15 protein-coding genes are annotated in these 14761 nt (G+C 70.9%); 8 read left to right on the top strand and 7 right to left on the bottom strand.

What is annotated here, in order from left to right; genetic code table 11:
- Positions 1-5: 5 nt before the first annotated feature.
- Genes ACZ69M_RS30640 through cobC form a run of 3 tightly spaced genes read left to right on the top strand, consistent with a single transcriptional unit; the run spans position 6 to position 2639 of the window.
- Positions 6-608, top strand: coding sequence for a precorrin-8X methylmutase (locus ACZ69M_RS30640; RefSeq protein ID WP_470054993.1), 603 nt, complete (start codon positions 6-8; stop codon positions 606-608).
- Complete coding sequence (locus ACZ69M_RS30635; protein WP_470054856.1) at positions 605-1540, top strand: sirohydrochlorin chelatase; 936 nt, start codon at positions 605-607, stop codon at positions 1538-1540. Before ACZ69M_RS30640 ends, ACZ69M_RS30635 begins: the two co-directional genes overlap by 4 nt.
- The gene (gene cobC / locus ACZ69M_RS30630) at positions 1530-2639 is read left to right on the top strand and encodes an Rv2231c family pyridoxal phosphate-dependent protein CobC (RefSeq protein WP_470054854.1); all 1110 of its coding nucleotides are present in this window, start codon (positions 1530-1532) and stop codon (positions 2637-2639) included. Before ACZ69M_RS30635 ends, cobC begins: the two co-directional genes overlap by 11 nt.
- 130 nt (positions 2640-2769) lie before the next feature.
- Here cobC and ACZ69M_RS30625 read toward each other — a convergent pair whose 3' ends face one another.
- From ACZ69M_RS30625 to ACZ69M_RS30605, 5 genes are all read right to left on the bottom strand, one after another.
- Complete coding sequence (locus ACZ69M_RS30625; protein ID WP_470054852.1) at positions 2770-3669, bottom strand: SCO1860 family LAETG-anchored protein; 900 nt, start codon at positions 3667-3669, stop codon at positions 2770-2772.
- Positions 3670-3983: 314 nt separating this feature from the next.
- Complete coding sequence (locus ACZ69M_RS30620; protein WP_470054850.1) at positions 3984-5072, bottom strand: amidohydrolase family protein; 1089 nt, start codon at positions 5070-5072, stop codon at positions 3984-3986.
- An 88-nt stretch (positions 5073-5160) separates the two neighbouring features.
- On the bottom strand, positions 5161-5967 hold the full coding sequence (locus ACZ69M_RS30615; RefSeq protein WP_470054848.1) for an amino acid ABC transporter ATP-binding protein: 807 nt from the start codon (positions 5965-5967) through the stop codon (positions 5161-5163).
- On the bottom strand, positions 5964-6797 hold the full coding sequence (locus ACZ69M_RS30610; RefSeq protein WP_470054846.1) for an amino acid ABC transporter permease: 834 nt from the start codon (positions 6795-6797) through the stop codon (positions 5964-5966). Before ACZ69M_RS30610 ends, ACZ69M_RS30615 begins: the two co-directional genes overlap by 4 nt.
- Positions 6794-7642: a transporter substrate-binding domain-containing protein gene (locus tag ACZ69M_RS30605; RefSeq protein ID WP_470054844.1), complete on the bottom strand. Its 849-nt coding sequence runs from the start codon at positions 7640-7642 to the stop codon at positions 6794-6796. Before ACZ69M_RS30605 ends, ACZ69M_RS30610 begins: the two co-directional genes overlap by 4 nt.
- Positions 7643-7878: 236 nt before the next feature.
- Here ACZ69M_RS30605 and ACZ69M_RS30600 point away from each other — a divergent pair, with 236 nt between their 5' ends.
- The 5 genes from ACZ69M_RS30600 to thpD all read left to right on the top strand — a co-directional run bounded on the left by ACZ69M_RS30600 (position 7879) and on the right by thpD (position 12738).
- Positions 7879-8979, top strand: coding sequence for a pyridoxal-phosphate-dependent aminotransferase family protein (locus tag ACZ69M_RS30600; protein WP_470054991.1), 1101 nt, complete (start codon positions 7879-7881; stop codon positions 8977-8979).
- A 486-nt stretch (positions 8980-9465) separates the two neighbouring features.
- Positions 9466-10005: a diaminobutyrate acetyltransferase gene (gene ectA / locus ACZ69M_RS30595; protein ID WP_470054842.1), complete on the top strand. Its 540-nt coding sequence runs from the start codon at positions 9466-9468 to the stop codon at positions 10003-10005.
- A gap of 88 nt (positions 10006-10093) precedes the next feature.
- Positions 10094-11365 carry a diaminobutyrate--2-oxoglutarate transaminase gene (gene ectB, locus ACZ69M_RS30590; RefSeq protein ID WP_470054840.1) on the top strand — a complete coding sequence of 424 codons (1272 nt, stop codon included), beginning with the start codon at positions 10094-10096 and terminating at the stop codon, positions 11363-11365.
- Positions 11366-11385: 20 nt separating this feature from the next.
- Complete coding sequence (locus tag ACZ69M_RS30585; RefSeq protein WP_261686062.1) at positions 11386-11820, top strand: ectoine synthase; 435 nt, start codon at positions 11386-11388, stop codon at positions 11818-11820.
- Between the two features lie 6 nt (positions 11821-11826).
- Positions 11827-12738: an ectoine hydroxylase gene (gene thpD, locus ACZ69M_RS30580; protein ID WP_470054837.1), complete on the top strand. Its 912-nt coding sequence runs from the start codon at positions 11827-11829 to the stop codon at positions 12736-12738.
- Between the two features lie 63 nt (positions 12739-12801).
- Here thpD and ACZ69M_RS30575 read toward each other — a convergent pair whose 3' ends face one another.
- Complete coding sequence (locus ACZ69M_RS30575; RefSeq protein WP_470054835.1) at positions 12802-13851, bottom strand: aminotransferase class V-fold PLP-dependent enzyme; 1050 nt, start codon at positions 13849-13851, stop codon at positions 12802-12804.
- A gap of 115 nt (positions 13852-13966) precedes the next feature.
- Positions 13967-14686, bottom strand: coding sequence for a DsbA family oxidoreductase (locus ACZ69M_RS30570; RefSeq protein ID WP_470054833.1), 720 nt, complete (start codon positions 14684-14686; stop codon positions 13967-13969).
- Positions 14687-14761: the final 75 nt, after the last annotated feature.

Below are 14761 nucleotides of genomic sequence, written 5' to 3'. Positions count from 1 at the left end.
GCCGAGTGAGCCAGGTGTTCCCGGAGAACCGGGTCGTGCACCCCATCGAGCAGGAGTCCTTCCGGCGGCTGCGTGCCCGCCTGGACACCTCGCACTTCCCGCCGCTGACGCGGGCGGTCGTGGAGCGGGTCATCCACTCCGCGGCCGACCTCGACTACGCGGACGACCTCGTCACCGACGAGAGCGCCCTGGCGAAGGCGCACACGGCGCTGCACGCCGGAGCACCGGTCGTGGTGGACGTGGAGATGGTCGCGGCGGGCATCACGCGCCGCGACACCGTCTGCCGCCTCAGGGACGCCAAGTCCGGCCCGGGGCTGACCCGTTCGGCCCACGCGATCCGGCTCGCGTACGAGGACGTCGGGCCCGGCGCGCTCTGGGTGATCGGCTGTGCGCCGACCGCCCTGGAGGAGCTGCTGACCCTCGACGCCGACCCGGCGCTCGTCATCGGTCTGCCCGTCGGCTTCGTCGGCGCCGCCGAGTCCAAGGCCGCGCTGCGCGACAGCGGGCTGCCCGCCGTCAGCAACGTGTCCGAGAAGGGCGGCTCGGCGGTCGCCGCCGCCGCGCTCAACGCCCTGCTGTACCACCCCGCAACCAAGGAGTTTTCGTGACCACCCCGCCCCCCGCCCTGCTCATCGCCGGTCACGGCACCCGGGACGCGGCCGGAGCCGAGGCCTTCCGCGACTTCGTACGGCAGTTGGGGCACCGTCACCCCGAACTGCCCGTCGCCGGTGGGTTCATCGAACTGTCGCCGCCGCCGCTGGGTGACGCCGTGACCGAACTGGTCGAGCAGGGGGTACGCCGGTTCGCCGCCGTCCCGCTGATGCTGGTGTCCGCCGGGCACGCCAAGGGGGACATCCCGGCGGCGCTGGCCCGTGAGAAGGAGCGGCACCCCGGGATCTCGTACACCTACGGGCGCCCGCTGGGCCCGCACCCGTCGCTCCTTGCGGTGCTCGAGCGGCGGCTGGACGAGGCGCTCGGCTCCGCGGTCCGTACGCCGCAGGACCGGTCCGACGTCACCGTGCTGCTCGTCGGGCGCGGCTCCACCGACCCGGACGCCAACGCCGAGGTGCACAAGGCGGCGCGGCTGCTGTGGGAGGGACGCGGGTACGCGGGCGTCGAGACGGCGTTCGTGTCGCTGGCGGCGCCGGACGTCCCGTCGGGCCTGGACCGCTGTGTGAAGCTGGGCGCGCGGCGGATCGTGGTCCTTCCCTACTTCCTGTTCACGGGCATCCTCCCGGACCGGGTACGACAGCAGACCGAGGGCTGGGCGGCCGCGCACCCGGACGTCGAGGTGCGCTCGGCCGGGGTCATCGGCCCCGAGCCGGAGCTGCTCGACCTGGTCATGGAGCGGTACCGGGAGGCGGTCGAGGGCGACCTGCGGATGAACTGCGACTCCTGCGTCTACCGCATCGCGCTGCCCGGCTTCGAGGACAAGGTGGGCCTCCCCCAGCAGCCGCACTTCCACCCGGACGACGACGGGCACCACCACGAGGGACATCACCACGGGCACCACCACGGCGGGCACGCGCATGCACACTGAGGGTGCGCACGGCGGCGACGCGTACGGCGGCGGTTCGCGCGCCGACGACGCGCACGATCTGCGGCACCACGGGGACGCCGAGGTGCGGGACGACGGCTCGGCACTCACCGATCTCGCCGTGAACGTCCGTGCGGAGACGCCGCCGGCCTGGTTGCGCGAGCACGTCGCCGCGTCGCTGGACGGCCTCGCGGCCTACCCGGACGGGCGGGCCGCGCGGGCGGCGGTGGCGGCGCGGCACGGGGTGCCGGTGGAGCGGGTGCTCCTGACGGCGGGCGCGGCGGAGGCGTTCGTGCTGCTGGCCCGCGCCCTGAAGGTCCGTCAGCCGGTCGTGATCCACCCCCAGTTCACCGAGCCGGAGGCGGCGCTGCGGGATGCCGGCCACACGGTGGACCGGGTGCTGTTGCGTGAGGCGGACGGGTTTCGGCTGGACCCCGCGGCCGTACCCGAGGACGCGGACCTCGTCGTGATCGGCAACCCGACCAATCCGACGTCCGTGCTGCACCCGGCGGCCGCGATCGCCGCGCTCGCGCGGCCCGGGCGGACGCTGGTGGTCGACGAGGCGTTCATGGACGCGGTGCCGGGTGAGCGGGAGGCGCTGGCCGGGCGGACGGACGTTCCCGGGCTTGTCGTGCTGCGCAGCCTCACGAAGACGTGGGGGCTGGCGGGGTTGCGGATCGGGTACGTCCTGGCCGCGCCCGACACGGTCCGCGAGCTGTCCCGTGCGCAGCCGCTCTGGCCCGTCTCCACGCCCGCCCTCGCGGCGGCCGAGGTGTGCGTGTCGCCCCGGGCGCTCGCCGAGGCCGCCCACGCGGCTCGGCGGGTCGCCTCCGACCGGGCCCATCTCGTCGCGGGGCTCAGGGAGTTCGAGCCCGACGGGTTGCGGGTCGTCGAGCCCGCCGAGGGTCCGTTCGTGCTGATCCGGCTGCCTCGGGCGTTGGTGGTGCGGCGTCAGTTGCGGGGGCTGGGGTTCGCGGTGCGGCGCGGGGACACGTTTCCGGGACTGGGGGACGACTGGCTCCGCCTGGCCATACGAAACCGGGCCACCGTCAATGGATTCCTCCAGGCGCTGGATCGGGCGATGGTCGTGGCTGGGGGATGAGGGTGGGTGCGGAGGGTTTCGGCTGCGGGTGAGTGGGGGTCGGCCGCGCCGTTCCCCGCGCCCCTCAGGAGCGCTTGCGCGCATCATTCAGCCCATCCGGCGTTCGAGGACGAGGCCGTTCGGGTCGGGGTCAGGCACGGCGGCGGGCCACGGCGACGGCCGCTCCGCCCACCGCCAGGAGTACGACCCCGCCCCCCACCACGTACGGAGTCGTCGACGCGCCACCGGTCTCGGCGAGGCCCGACTCCGCCGGTGCCCCCTGGGGCTTGATGTCGGGGGGAGGGGCGGACACGGAGACAGCGGGCGCGGACGGGGACTCGCACGTGACGGACCCGAGGGTCAGGGTGCCTTCCACATCCGCCACGTTCAGCTTCAACGGGTTGACGGAGACCTTGAGTTCGAGCGCGGACGCGGCCGCCGTACGGGACGTGGTCCGCGTCCTGGAGAAGTCGATCCGGACCTCACCGACCCCCGGCACCTTCACCTCCGTCGGACCGCCCACCGTCAGTGTCACCTTCTTGCCGAGGACGGTCACTCCGCCCAGGAGGGTGGCGGAAGCCACGGGCTTGCGCCCCGCCTCACAGGTCGCCTTCGAGGTCACCTGCCCGACCTCGATGAGGGACAGCAACGGCAGCCCGGGGACATGGATCCGCGCATGGGTGAGGTTCGTGGACGCCTCGGCCCCCGACGCGGACACCGTCGCCTTCGCGGAGGCGACATCCGCCCGCAGCACACTGAACGGCTGACCGCCGTCGACCCCGTCCAGCCTCGCCGTCAGCGCGGTCCGCTCCGCGCTCCGCGGCGCCCGCACCTCGTTGAGGGAGACCGCGAGCGGGACGTTCACGGTCTTGTTGAGCAGGGACACGTCGAGCCCGGTACGCAGCACGACGGCGCTCGCGCGCCCGTGGTCGGCGCTCGCGTGCGCGGCACCCGCACCGGCCAGCACCACCGGACCGGCGGCGAGGACGGTGGCCGCCGCGGTGGCGGTGAAACGGCGTGCGGGCATGCGGAAGTTGGTGTTGGCGTTCAAGGGTGGGACCCCCAGGAGAGAACAGCTCGGGACCCGGCAAGAATTACGCACCGAGAGTGAACAGTCAGCAACCTGACGCGACTTCACTCCAACGTGGGGTTTCCGGGAGTTCGTTCGAATCTTCCGACGCCGCTGGGCACGGATGTTCCCCGCTGTCACCCACTCAACAGCACCGCCCCGAACACGCCGGTCGACGCTCCGGAGCGCGCACGGTGGTGCGTAACGAGGCGACCGGCGGACGCGTAACGCTCCGTCAACCGGACGAGCGACGACCTCTCGGCCGATCTCTCGGCCGGCCTCTCCGACGACAGGACCTAGCCGACAACCCGCCCGTTCAGCACGACCCGGCGCGGAGCCGCCAGCACCCGTACGTCCGCGCGCGGATCCCCCTCGTACACCACGAGGTCGGCGGGCGCGCCCTCGTCGAGCCCCGGCCGCCCGAGCCACCGCCGGGCGCCCCAGGTCGTCGCGGACAGCGCCTCGACCGGCGGGATGCCCGCGGTGACGAGCTCGGCGACCTCGCCGGCCACCAGACCGTGGGCGAGTGAACCGCCCGCGTCGGTGCCGACATAGACCGGGACTCCGGCGTCGTAGGCGGCGCGCACGGTGTCGTAGCGGCGCTCGTGCAGTGCCCGCATGTGCGCCGACCAGCGCGGGAACTTCGTCTCTCCCCCGGCGGCGAGCTGCGGGAAGGTGGCGATGTTGACGAGCGTGGGGACGATCGCGACCCCTCGGGAGGCGAAGAGGGGGATCGTCTCCTCGGTCAGGCCGGTCGCGTGCTCGACGCAGTCGATGCCCGCCTCGACCAGGTCCCTGAGCGAGTCCTCCGCGAAGCAGTGCGCGGTCACGCGTGCGCCGAGGCGGTGCGCCTCGGCGATCGCCGCCGCAGCGGCCTCGCGCGGCCAGCAGGCACTGAGGTCGCCCGTCTCGCGGTCGATCCAGTCGCCGACCAGTTTCACCCAGCCGTCGCCGCGCCGGGCCTCCTGGGCGACGTACGCGACCAGGTCCTCCGGCTCGATCTCGTGCGCGTAGTTGCGGATGTAGCGGCGGGTGCGGGCGATGTGCCGGCCCGCACGGATGATCTTCGGGAGGTCGGCGCGGTCGTCGATCCAGCGGGTGTCGGAGGGCGAGCCCGCGTCCCGGACGAGCAGGGTGCCGGCCTCGCGGTCGGTGAGCGCCTGCTTCTCGGAGACGTCGTCGGGGACGGGCCCGTGCGCGTCGAGGCCGACGTGACAGTGCGCGTCGACGAGACCGGGCAGGGCCCAGCCCTCGACGGTACGGATGTCGCGGGCGCCGGGGCGCTCGTAGGAGATCCGGCCGCCGACGACCCACAGCTCGTCCCGCACGTCGTCGGCGCCGACGAGCACCCTGCCTCTCACATGCAGCACCGCTTGATCGCTCATGGGGAGAACCTTAGTTCTGCCGCTGCGGGTGGTTCGCGGCTGGTCGCGCCCACGCGGCGGAGCCGCACAGTGTCACAGCCCCGCTCCCCTACGGGGCGCTGTCCTCCTCGACGTCCGCCATCGCCGGGTCCAGCAGCCGGGACAGGAAGTGGCGGGTGCGCTCGTGGCTCGGGTTGCCGATGACCTGCGCGGGGGCGCCGTCCTCGACGATCACGCCGCCGTCCATGAAGACGACCCGGTCGGCGACCTCGCGCGCGAAGCTCATCTCATGGGTGACGACCATCATCGTCATGCCCTCGTGGGCGAGCCTGCGCATGACGGCGAGCACGTCTCCGACGAGCTCCGGGTCGAGCGCCGAGGTCGGTTCGTCGAAGAGCATCACCTCGGGCCCCATGGCGAGCGCGCGGGCGATCGCGACGCGCTGCTGCTGGCCGCCGGAGAGGGAGGAGGGGTAGGCGTCCGCCTTCTCGGACAGGCCCACCCGCTCCAGGTTCTCGGCGGCGACCTTGGCCGCCGCCTCCTTGTCCCGCTTCAGCACCCGGCGCTGCGGGAGCGTGAGGTTCTCGGTCACCGACAGGTGCGGGAAGAGGTTGAACTGCTGGAAGACCATGCCGATCCGGCGGCGTACGGCGTCGATGTCGACGTCGGGGTGCGTGACCTCGCTGCCGCCGACGAAGACCTGCCCCTTGGTGGGTTCCTCCAGGAGGTTCACGCAGCGGAGCAGGGTGGACTTGCCGGAGCCTGAGGGTCCGATGACGCAGACGACCTCGCCCTGTCCGATCTCCAGGTCGATACCGCGCAGGACGTCGTTGTCGCCGAAGGACTTGTGGAGGTCCCGGACGTGGATCTCCGGAGTGCTGGTGCTGGAACTACTGCTGGTGCTGGTGCTGGTCACTTGGTGGCCTCCCCGGCCTTGGCCTCCAGGCGGCGTACGACGAATCCGAGCGGCACGGTGACGAGCAGGTAGCACAGGCCCGCGACCAGGATCGGTGTGGAGTTGGCGGTCTGGCTAGCCAGGTCGCGCCCGAACTTGGTGAGCTCGCGCTCCTCCAGGGTGACCCCGAGGAACAGCACCAGCGAGGAGTCCTTGAAGAGGAGGACGAGTTCGTTGGTGAGCGGCGGGATCACGATGCGGAACGCCTGCGGGATGATGATCGAGACCATGGCCCGGGCGTGCGAGAAGCCCAGGGACCGGGCCGCCTCCATCTGTCCCTTGGGCACCGCCTGGATGCCCGCGCGGATCGTCTCGGCCATGTACGCGGCCGAGACCAGGCCGAGCGCGAGCGCCACCTTGCCGTACGTACCGCCGGGGATCTCCGTGCCCGGGAACGCCAGGGGCACGGCGACACCCACGAAGACGAAGATCAGCAGGGCGGGCAGGCCGCGGAAGATCTCGATGTAGATGCCGGCGAGCCAGCGGTAGGGGCCCACCGGGGACAGCCGCATCAGGGCGATGACCAGGCCGAGCACGAGACCGACGACGAAGCCGGACATCGTGTAGAGCACGGTGTTCTTCAGCGCCAGCGTGATGACGTCCGGGAACATCTGCTTGACCAGGTCCCACTGCGCGAACTGGTTCTTCAGACGCCCCCAGTCCGCCGCGACCGCGAAGGCAATCACGGCGGCGACGAAGACGACGTACTGCGCGCCGCGCGAGAGGGCGCGCTTCTGGCGCCGGGTCAGGCCGGACTTCCGGGGCTGGAGTCGTGCGTCGGCATCACTCATGAGGCGGACGGGGAGACGGTGGCCGCGGACGCGGGGTACGGGCCGATCCACTTCTCGTAGAGCTTCTTGTACGTGCCGTCGGCCTTGGCCTGCTTGATCGTCTTGTTGATCTCGGCGAGGAGCTTGGTGTTGCCCTTCTTGACCGTGAAGCCGTACTGCTCACCGGTGTTGAGGTTGTCGACCACCTTGAAGGCCTCGGCGTTGGCCTTGTCCTTCAGCCAGCCCTGGACGACCGGGTAGTCGATGATGACGGCCTGGACCTGGCCGGTGCGCAGGCCGTTGAGGACCGCGTCGGAGGACTCGAAGGAGACCGAGTCGAAGCCCTGCTTCGCCGCGTACTCCTCGCCCGTGGTCTGCGCCTGGGCGCCGAGCTTCTTGCCCTTGGCCTTGACGTCGGCGAGGGAGTTGACGCCGCTCTTCTTGTCGACCAGGACGGCCTGGGTGGCGTCGAAGTACGGGTCGGAGAAGTCGACGTTCTTCTTGCGCTCCGGGGTGATCGTCATGCCGGCCGCGGCGAGGTCGCACTGGCCGGAGTTGAGGAACGCGCCCGTCTTGAAGTTCTCGAAGGGCGTGTCGACGATGGCCTGCTTCACACCGAGGTCCCCAGCGACCAGGTCGATCAGCGCGACGTCGAAGCCCTGCACCTTGCCGTTGATCTCCGACTGGAACGGCGGGTACGGGAGGTGGGTGCAGGTCGTGACCTGGCCCGCCTTGACCAGGGGAACGCCCTTGGCGCTGCTCTGGCCGCCTCCGCCGCCCGAGGAACAGCCGGCCACGAGCAGCAGCCCGGCCGTGGCGGTGGTGGCGGCCAGAATGCGCGTCCGGCGGGCGAGGACCGAGTTCACGGAGACCTCCTGTGGGGGGAAGGGGGGATTCCGATTATAAGGAAAAGTTTGACTCACTCAAACCAATCCGATGGCTGTTGGGCCGTTCGGCCTCGGAAGTCATGCCTCGTGGGCCCGTCCGGCCGTATGACCTGGGGGTGTCCGCCCCTACGACCGAGGATCGCTACAGGCGGGACAAGGGCGCCGGATACGCTCGGGGCTGCGCATTGGAACCCGTGAGCGAAGAGAGCACCGCCGTGACCCATCCCTTCCTGGACCTCGCCCCGCTGAGCGCCGCACACTTCGCGGCGATCGAGGACCGCGTGGCGCGACTGCTCTCCACCGAGCAGGACGTCGTGATCATGCAGGGCGAGGCGCTGCTGCCCCTGGAGGGTGCCATTCGCGCCACGGCCGGGCCCGGCACCACCGCGCTCAACGTGATCACCGGGCCGTACGGGCAGACCTTCGGGGACTGGCTGCGGGACTGCGGGGCGACGGTGATCGATCTCGCGGTGCCGTTCCACACGGCGGTGACGGCCGCGCAGGTGCGTGACGCCTTTGCCGAGCATCCGGCGATCGACTTCGTCTCGCTGGTGCACGCGGAGGCGGCGACGGGCAACACGAACCCCGTCGCGGAGATCGGCGAGGTGGTGCGTGCGCACGGCGCGCTGTTCTATCTGGACGCCGTCGCCTCGATCGGCGCGGAGCCGGTGCTGCCGGACGCGTGGGGAGTCGACCTGTGCGTGATCGGGGCGCAGAAGGCGATGGGCGGTCCTGCCGGAGTGTCGGCCGTGTCCGTGAGCGAGCGGGCGTGGGCGCGGATGGCCGCCAATCCCGGGGCACCGCGTCGGTCCTACCTCTCCCTGCTGGACTGGAAGGAGCGGTGGGTCGACGGCGGGCGCAAGGCGCTGCTGCACGCGCCGGCGCAGCTGGAGATGCTGGCGCTGGAGGCGTGTGTCGAGCGGATCGAGGCGGAGGGGCTCGACGCGGTGATGCGCCGCCACGCCCTGGCGGCGGCGGCCACGCGGGCGGGGGCGGTCGCTCTCGGTGGCGGGCTGGAACCGTACGTGTACGAGGCGGGGGACGCGGCGCCGGTCGCCACGACCTTGCGGGCGCCGTCCGGGGTCGACGCGGGGGTGCTGGTCGCGAAGGCGTTGGCCGCGGATCCGGTGTTGCCGTTGGTCGTAGGTGGGGGTGCGCTGGCGAAGGAGATGATCCGGGTGAACCACTACGGTCCCGATGCGACGCCGGGGGTCGTGCACTCCTGCCTCGCGGCGCTGGGGGCGGCGATGGCCGAGTCCGGCCTCATGACCGACCTGGAAGCGGCACGCCGCGCGACGACGAAGGCGTGGTCCTAGCCCCGGACCCGGGACTCCGCCCCGGACCCCGGGTGGGTTCTCCGGCCGCGGGTGGGCGGGGGCTGGTCACGCAGTTCCCCGCGCCCCTGAGGGCGGGGCTGCGTCCCGGCCATCGGTCAAGCCCCCGCCCACCCTTTCTCCCGTGGCGGGCTCAATCAATACATCAATTGACGAGGCGCTCGCCAAGCTTATTCTTGCATTAAGTCGAATATTAGCTTCCCGTATTCTTCTGCCCGATTTCCCGGTCCCTAAACGCAAAGATTTCGCGAACGCCGACCGACGTAATTCGGGCACGTCTCGTGGCGATTACGTGTCTGTGACGCACTCCACAACGCGTCCACTTCCTCCCCTATTTTCCGGGCAAACCATCCCTTTACATCACGCGCAGCACCGGACTCTCACGGGCGCGTGATAACATAACGGGACGTCGTACGTAACCCCGGACGACGATGCAATTCGAGATTTCCCTCGGTAAATTCAATCCGCATGACCGCCGCACAAGCAGACCTGCAAGCGGAATTCCTGGAAATGCCGGAGGGCCTTCGGATCGACCGTCCGAAGGTGGCGGACGGAGCCGCGCTCTGGCATATCGCCAAGGACTCCGGAACCCTCGACCTGAACTCCTCGTACAGCTATCTGCTGTGGTGCCGTGACTTCGCCGGTACGTCGGCGGTGGCGCGCGACGCGGACGGCGTGCCCGTCGGCTTCGTCACCGGGTACGTCCGGCCCGAGCGCCCGGGCACCCTGCTCGTGTGGCAGGTGGCCGTCGACGCCGCCCACCGCGGACGCGGACTGGCCGCGGCCCTGCTCGACGGGCTGACCGCACGGGTCGCGCAGCAGCGGACGATCACCGCCGTCGAGACCACGATCACGCCCGGCAACACCGCCTCCGAGCGCCTGTTCACCTCGTACGCGCGACGCCACGGCGCACGCGTCGAGCACGAAGTGCTGTTCGAGACCGGGCAGTTCCCGGACGGACCGCACGACCCCGAGGTGCTCTACCGGATCGGTCCGCTCCCCGGCTGAACCCGGGCGGGCCCCCGGCCGACCCGGACATCCGCCTGGCTTCCCCCTGACTTCTCCCCCTCCCCCACGCACCGAGGAGCGATTCGCCGTGAGCATCATCCAGCCCGACCTGAGCGTCTTCGAGACCCTGGAGTCGGAGGTGCGCAGCTACTGCCGCAGCTGGCCCACCGTCTTCGACCGGGCCCGGGGCAGCCGGATGTCCGACGAGGACGGGCACGAATACCTCGACTTCTTCGCCGGTGCGGGGTCCCTGAACTACGGGCACAACAACCCCGTACTCAAACGGGCCCTCATCGACTATCTGGAGCGCGACGGCGTCACCCACGGTCTCGACATGTCGACGACCGCCAAGCGCGCCTTCCTCGAGACCTTCCAGAACCTCGTCCTACGGCCGCGCGACCTGCCGTACAAGGTCATGTTCCCGGGGCCGACGGGCACCAACGCCGTCGAGTCCGCGCTGAAGCTGGCGCGGAAGGTGAAGGGGCGCGAGGCGATCGTGTCCTTCACCAACGCCTTCCACGGGATGTCGCTGGGCTCGCTGGCCGTGACCGGAAACGCCTTCAAGCGGGCCGGCGCCGGGATCCCGCTCGTGCACGGGACCCCGATGCCGTTCGACAACTACTTCGACGGCCAGGTGCCGGACTTCCTCTGGTTCGAGCGGCTGCTCGAGGACCAGGGGTCGGGGCTCAACCAGCCCGCCGCGGTCATCGTCGAGACCGTGCAGGGCGAGGGCGGCATCAACGTCGCCCGGCCCGAGTGGCTGCGCGCCCTCGCCGACCTGTGCCGGCGGCGCGACATGCTGCTCATCGTCGACGACATCCAGATGGGCTGCGGACGGACGGGAGCGTTCTTCTCCTTCGAGGAGGCGGGGATCGTGCCCGACGTCGTGACCGTGTCCAAGTCCATCAGCGGGTACGGGCTGCCCATGTCGCTGTGCCTGTTCAAGCCCGAGCTGGACATCTGGGAGCCGGGCGAGCACAACGGCACGTTCCGCGGCAACAACCCCGCGTTCGTCACCGCCGCCGCGGCCCTGGAGACGTACTGGTCCGACGGGTCCGCCATGGAGAAGCAGACCCGTGCCCGCGGCGAGCAGATCGAGCAGGCCCTGATCTCCCTCACCGAGGAGAACCTCGCCGACGTGAAGGAGTACCGGGGTCGCGGTCTCGTCTGGGGCCTCGAGTTCCACGAGAAGGAGCGTGCGGGGCGCGTCGCGCAGCGCGCCTTCGAACTCGGGCTGCTCATCGAGACCTCCGGCCCGGAGAGCGAGGTCGTGAAACTCCTCCCCGCGCTCACCATCACCCCCGACGAGCTCGACGAGGGCCTGCGCACCCTCGCCCGCGCCGTACGCGAAACCGTCTGACAGAAAGGCACGGCACCACCGTGATAGTCCGTTCGTTCAAGGACATCGAAGGCACCGACCGGCATGTGAAGGCCGCGACGGGTACCTGGGAGAGCAAGCGCATCGTCCTCGCCAAGGAGAAGGTGGGCTTCTCCCTCCACGAGACGGTCCTGTACGCGGGTACGGAGACGTCGATGTGGTACGCGAACCACATCGAGGCCGTGCTCTGCGTGGCGGGCGAGGCCGAGCTGACCAACGACGAGACCGGTGAGACGCACTGGATCACGCCGGGCACGATGTACCTGCTCGACGGCCACGAGCGCCACACCATGCGCCCCAAGACCGACTTCCGGTGCGTCTGCGTCTTCAATCCGCCCGTCACCGGACGGGAGGACCACGACGAGAACGGCGTCTACCCTCCCCCAGAGCCGAATGCCTGGGGGGACCCCCAGCTCACCGAACCCGAGGAGGTCTGAAGCCCCATGACCACGACCACCACGACCAGTCCCGCCACCGTCACCGATCTCTACCCCAGCCGCGGCGCCGCCGAGGTGTCCGTCCCCCGCCAGGAGCCGGTCGTCTGGGGCACGCCCGGCACGCCGGGGCCCTTCTCCGTGCCCGATCTCCAGGCGTACGAGCGTGACGGCTTCCTCGCGATCGAGGAGCTGATCGGCGAGGACGACGTCGCCCTCTACCGGGCCGAGTTGGAGCGGCTGGTCACCGATCCGGCGATCCGCGCCGACGAGCGCTCGATCGTCGAGCCCGCCACGCGGGAGATCCGGTCCGTCTTCGAGGTGCACCGGATCAGCGAGGTCTTCGCCGCGCTCGTACGGGACGAGCGGGTCGTCGGGCGGGCCCGGCAGATCCTCGGCTCGGACGTCTACGTCCACCAGTCGCGGATCAACGTCAAGCCGGGCTTCGGGGCCGGCGGGTTCTACTGGCACTCGGACTTCGAGACCTGGCACGCCGAGGACGGACTGCCGAACATGCGGACCGTGTCCGTGTCGATCGCGCTGACCGAGAACCGCGACACCAACGGCGGCCTCATGATCATGCCGGGGTCGCACAAGACGTTCCTCGGCTGTGCGGGAGCCACCCCGCGGGACAACTACAAGAAGTCGCTCCAGATGCAGGACGCGGGCACCCCGTCCGACGAGGCGCTGACCCGCTTCGCCGGCCGGCACGGCATCAAGCTCTTCACGGGCCGGGCCGGTTCGGCGACCTGGTTCGACTGCAACTGCATGCACGGCTCCGGGGACAACATCACCCCGTTCCCGCGCAGCAACGTCTTCATCGTGTTCAACAGCGTGGAGAACGCGGCGGTGGAGCCGTTCGCGGCGCCGGTCCGCAGGCCCGAGTTCATCGGCGCCCGTGATTTCACGCCCGTGACGTGACCGCGAGCGTGACGTGACCGCGAGCGTGACGCGGCCGCGAGTGTGAAGGAGCCCCCGTCGGGGTCAGCCGGACAGGACGTCCAGCAGTCGGTCGACGTCGGCGGGGGTGTTGTACAGGTGGAAGGCCGCGCGCAGGTTGCCCGCCCGGTCGGAGACCTCGACCCCGGCCTCGCTCAGCTCCCACTGCCGTCGGCCGAGTCCGGGCACGGACACGATCGGCGAGGCGGGGGCGGCCACCGGCGCGTGGCCGAGCCCCTGGAGCCCGGCGCGGAAACGGTCGGCGAGGGCGAGGTCATGGGCGCGTACGTTCGCCACGCCCAGTTCCTCGATGAGCTCCAGCGAGTGCCGGGCGCCCGCGTACGAGAAGAGGCTGGGGCTCTCGTCGAACCGCCGCGCCGAGTGGGCGAGTTCCGCCACCGGGCCGTAGCAGCTGTCCCAGGGCGCCTCACCCGCGACCCAGCCGGCGAACACCGGGGTGAGCCCGCCGAGGTCCTGCGGAACGACCAGGAAGGCCACGCCCCGAGGACAGACAAGCCACTTGAAGGCGACCGAGGAGACGAAGTCGTACGCGTCGGCCTCCATCGGCAGCCAGCCGGCGGCCTGGGAGACGTCGACGTACGTCCGCGCCCCGTGCTCGCGCGCGGCCCGGGCGATGCCCGCCAGATCGGCGATCCGCCCGTCCGCGGACTGCGCGGCGCTGACCGCGACGAGCGCGGTGCCCGGACGCACGGACTCGGCGATCCGCTCCAGCGGTACGGCGCGCAGCTTGAGGTCGCCACGGACGTGGAAGGGGTTCACGACGGAGCTGAAGTCGTCCTCCGCGGTGAGGACTTCGGCGCCCGGCGGCAGCGAGGCGGCGATCAGTCCGCTGTAGACGGCGACCGAGGCCCCGGCCGCCACCCGGCCCGCGGGGACCCCGGCCAGCCGGGCGAACGCGGCGCGGGCGGCCTCCACGTCGTCGAACATGTCGGACGGCCGTCCGTCGGCGACGGACTGGACTGCGGCGCGCATGGCCTCGACCGTGCGCGCCGGCAGGAGTCCGCAGCCGGCGGTGTTCAGATAGGTGTTCTTCGGGGCGAACTCGGCTCGTACGAGGCTCTCGAAGGTCTCCATGGGACCACTGTGCGGCCCCGGGCATCTCTCGTCCATTACGGAGTTTTACGTGGTTCCGGTAAGGACTGCTTATACGTCCGCGCCGACCTGCGCTTTCACCGCCGTGCCGGACGGCTTACGGCTGCGGTACGGCGCATCCGTCCGGGCCGCAGGCCTCCGCGTCGGCGGCACCGTCCTGGATCAGCTTCAGCGGCGGGCGCTCGCCCCACGCCTGGGTCAGGGCCTGTGCGAAGACCTCGGCGGGCTGGGCGCCGGAGACGCCGTACTTGCGGTCCAGGACGAAGAACGGCACGCCGTTCGCGCCGAGCTCGGCGGCCTCGCGCTCGTCGGCGCGCACCTCGTCGGCGTACGCCTTCGGGTCGGCCAGCACCTCGCGGGAGGCGTCGGCGTCGAGCCCGGCGGCGACGGCCAGCTCGACGAGCCGCTCGTCGTCGTCGAAGACGGTCCGCTCCTCGGCGAAGTTCGCCTTGTACAGCAGACCGATCAGCTCGTCCTGGCGGCCCCGCTCCTTGGCGAAGTGGAGGAGGCGGTGCATGTCGAAGGTGTTGCCGTGGTCGCGGTCCCGGGTGCGGTACGCCAGGCCCTCGGCGGCGGCCTGTGCGCCCAGGTTCTCCTCGCCGGCCTGCGCCTGTGCCTCGCTCATGCCGTACTTCTTGGTCAGCATCTTGAGCACGGGCTGGATGTCGCCCTTGGCGCGAGAGGGGTCCAGCTCGAAGGAGCGGTGCACGACCTCGACCTCGTCACGGTGCGGGAAGGCGTCCAGCGCCTTCTCGAAGCGGGCCTTGCCCACGTAGCACCAGGGACAGGCGATATCCGACCAGATCTCGACGCGCATGTCTTCGGCTCTCTCCAGGTCGTACGAATACGGGCCCCTCCGGGGCGGGAGTAGGTGAACGTTCAAACGGCCGGT

Source organism: Streptomyces sp. NPDC107454 (assembly GCF_055582885.1).
The sequence above is the reverse complement of the archived record's forward strand: the minus strand, read 5'-3'. Positions and strand labels throughout refer to the sequence as shown.

Excerpts from the sequence above, each read along its gene's own strand:
- ACZ69M_RS30570 (WP_470054833.1), bottom strand. The coding sequence starts at position 14,686 with ATGCGCGTCGAGATCTGGTCGGATATCGCCTGTCCCTGGTGCTACGTG.
- cobC (WP_470054854.1), top strand. The coding sequence starts at position 1,530 with ATGCACACTGAGGGTGCGCACGGCGGCGACGCGTACGGCGGCGGTTCG.
- ACZ69M_RS30610 (WP_470054846.1), bottom strand. The coding sequence starts at position 6,797 with ATGAGTGATGCCGACGCACGACTCCAGCCCCGGAAGTCCGGCCTGACC.
- ACZ69M_RS30620 (WP_470054850.1), bottom strand. The coding sequence starts at position 5,072 with ATGAGCGATCAAGCGGTGCTGCATGTGAGAGGCAGGGTGCTCGTCGGC.
- ectA (WP_470054842.1), top strand. The coding sequence starts at position 9,466 with ATGACCGCCGCACAAGCAGACCTGCAAGCGGAATTCCTGGAAATGCCG.
- thpD (WP_470054837.1), top strand. The coding sequence starts at position 11,827 with ATGACCACGACCACCACGACCAGTCCCGCCACCGTCACCGATCTCTAC.
- ACZ69M_RS30575 (WP_470054835.1), bottom strand. The coding sequence starts at position 13,851 with ATGGAGACCTTCGAGAGCCTCGTACGAGCCGAGTTCGCCCCGAAGAAC.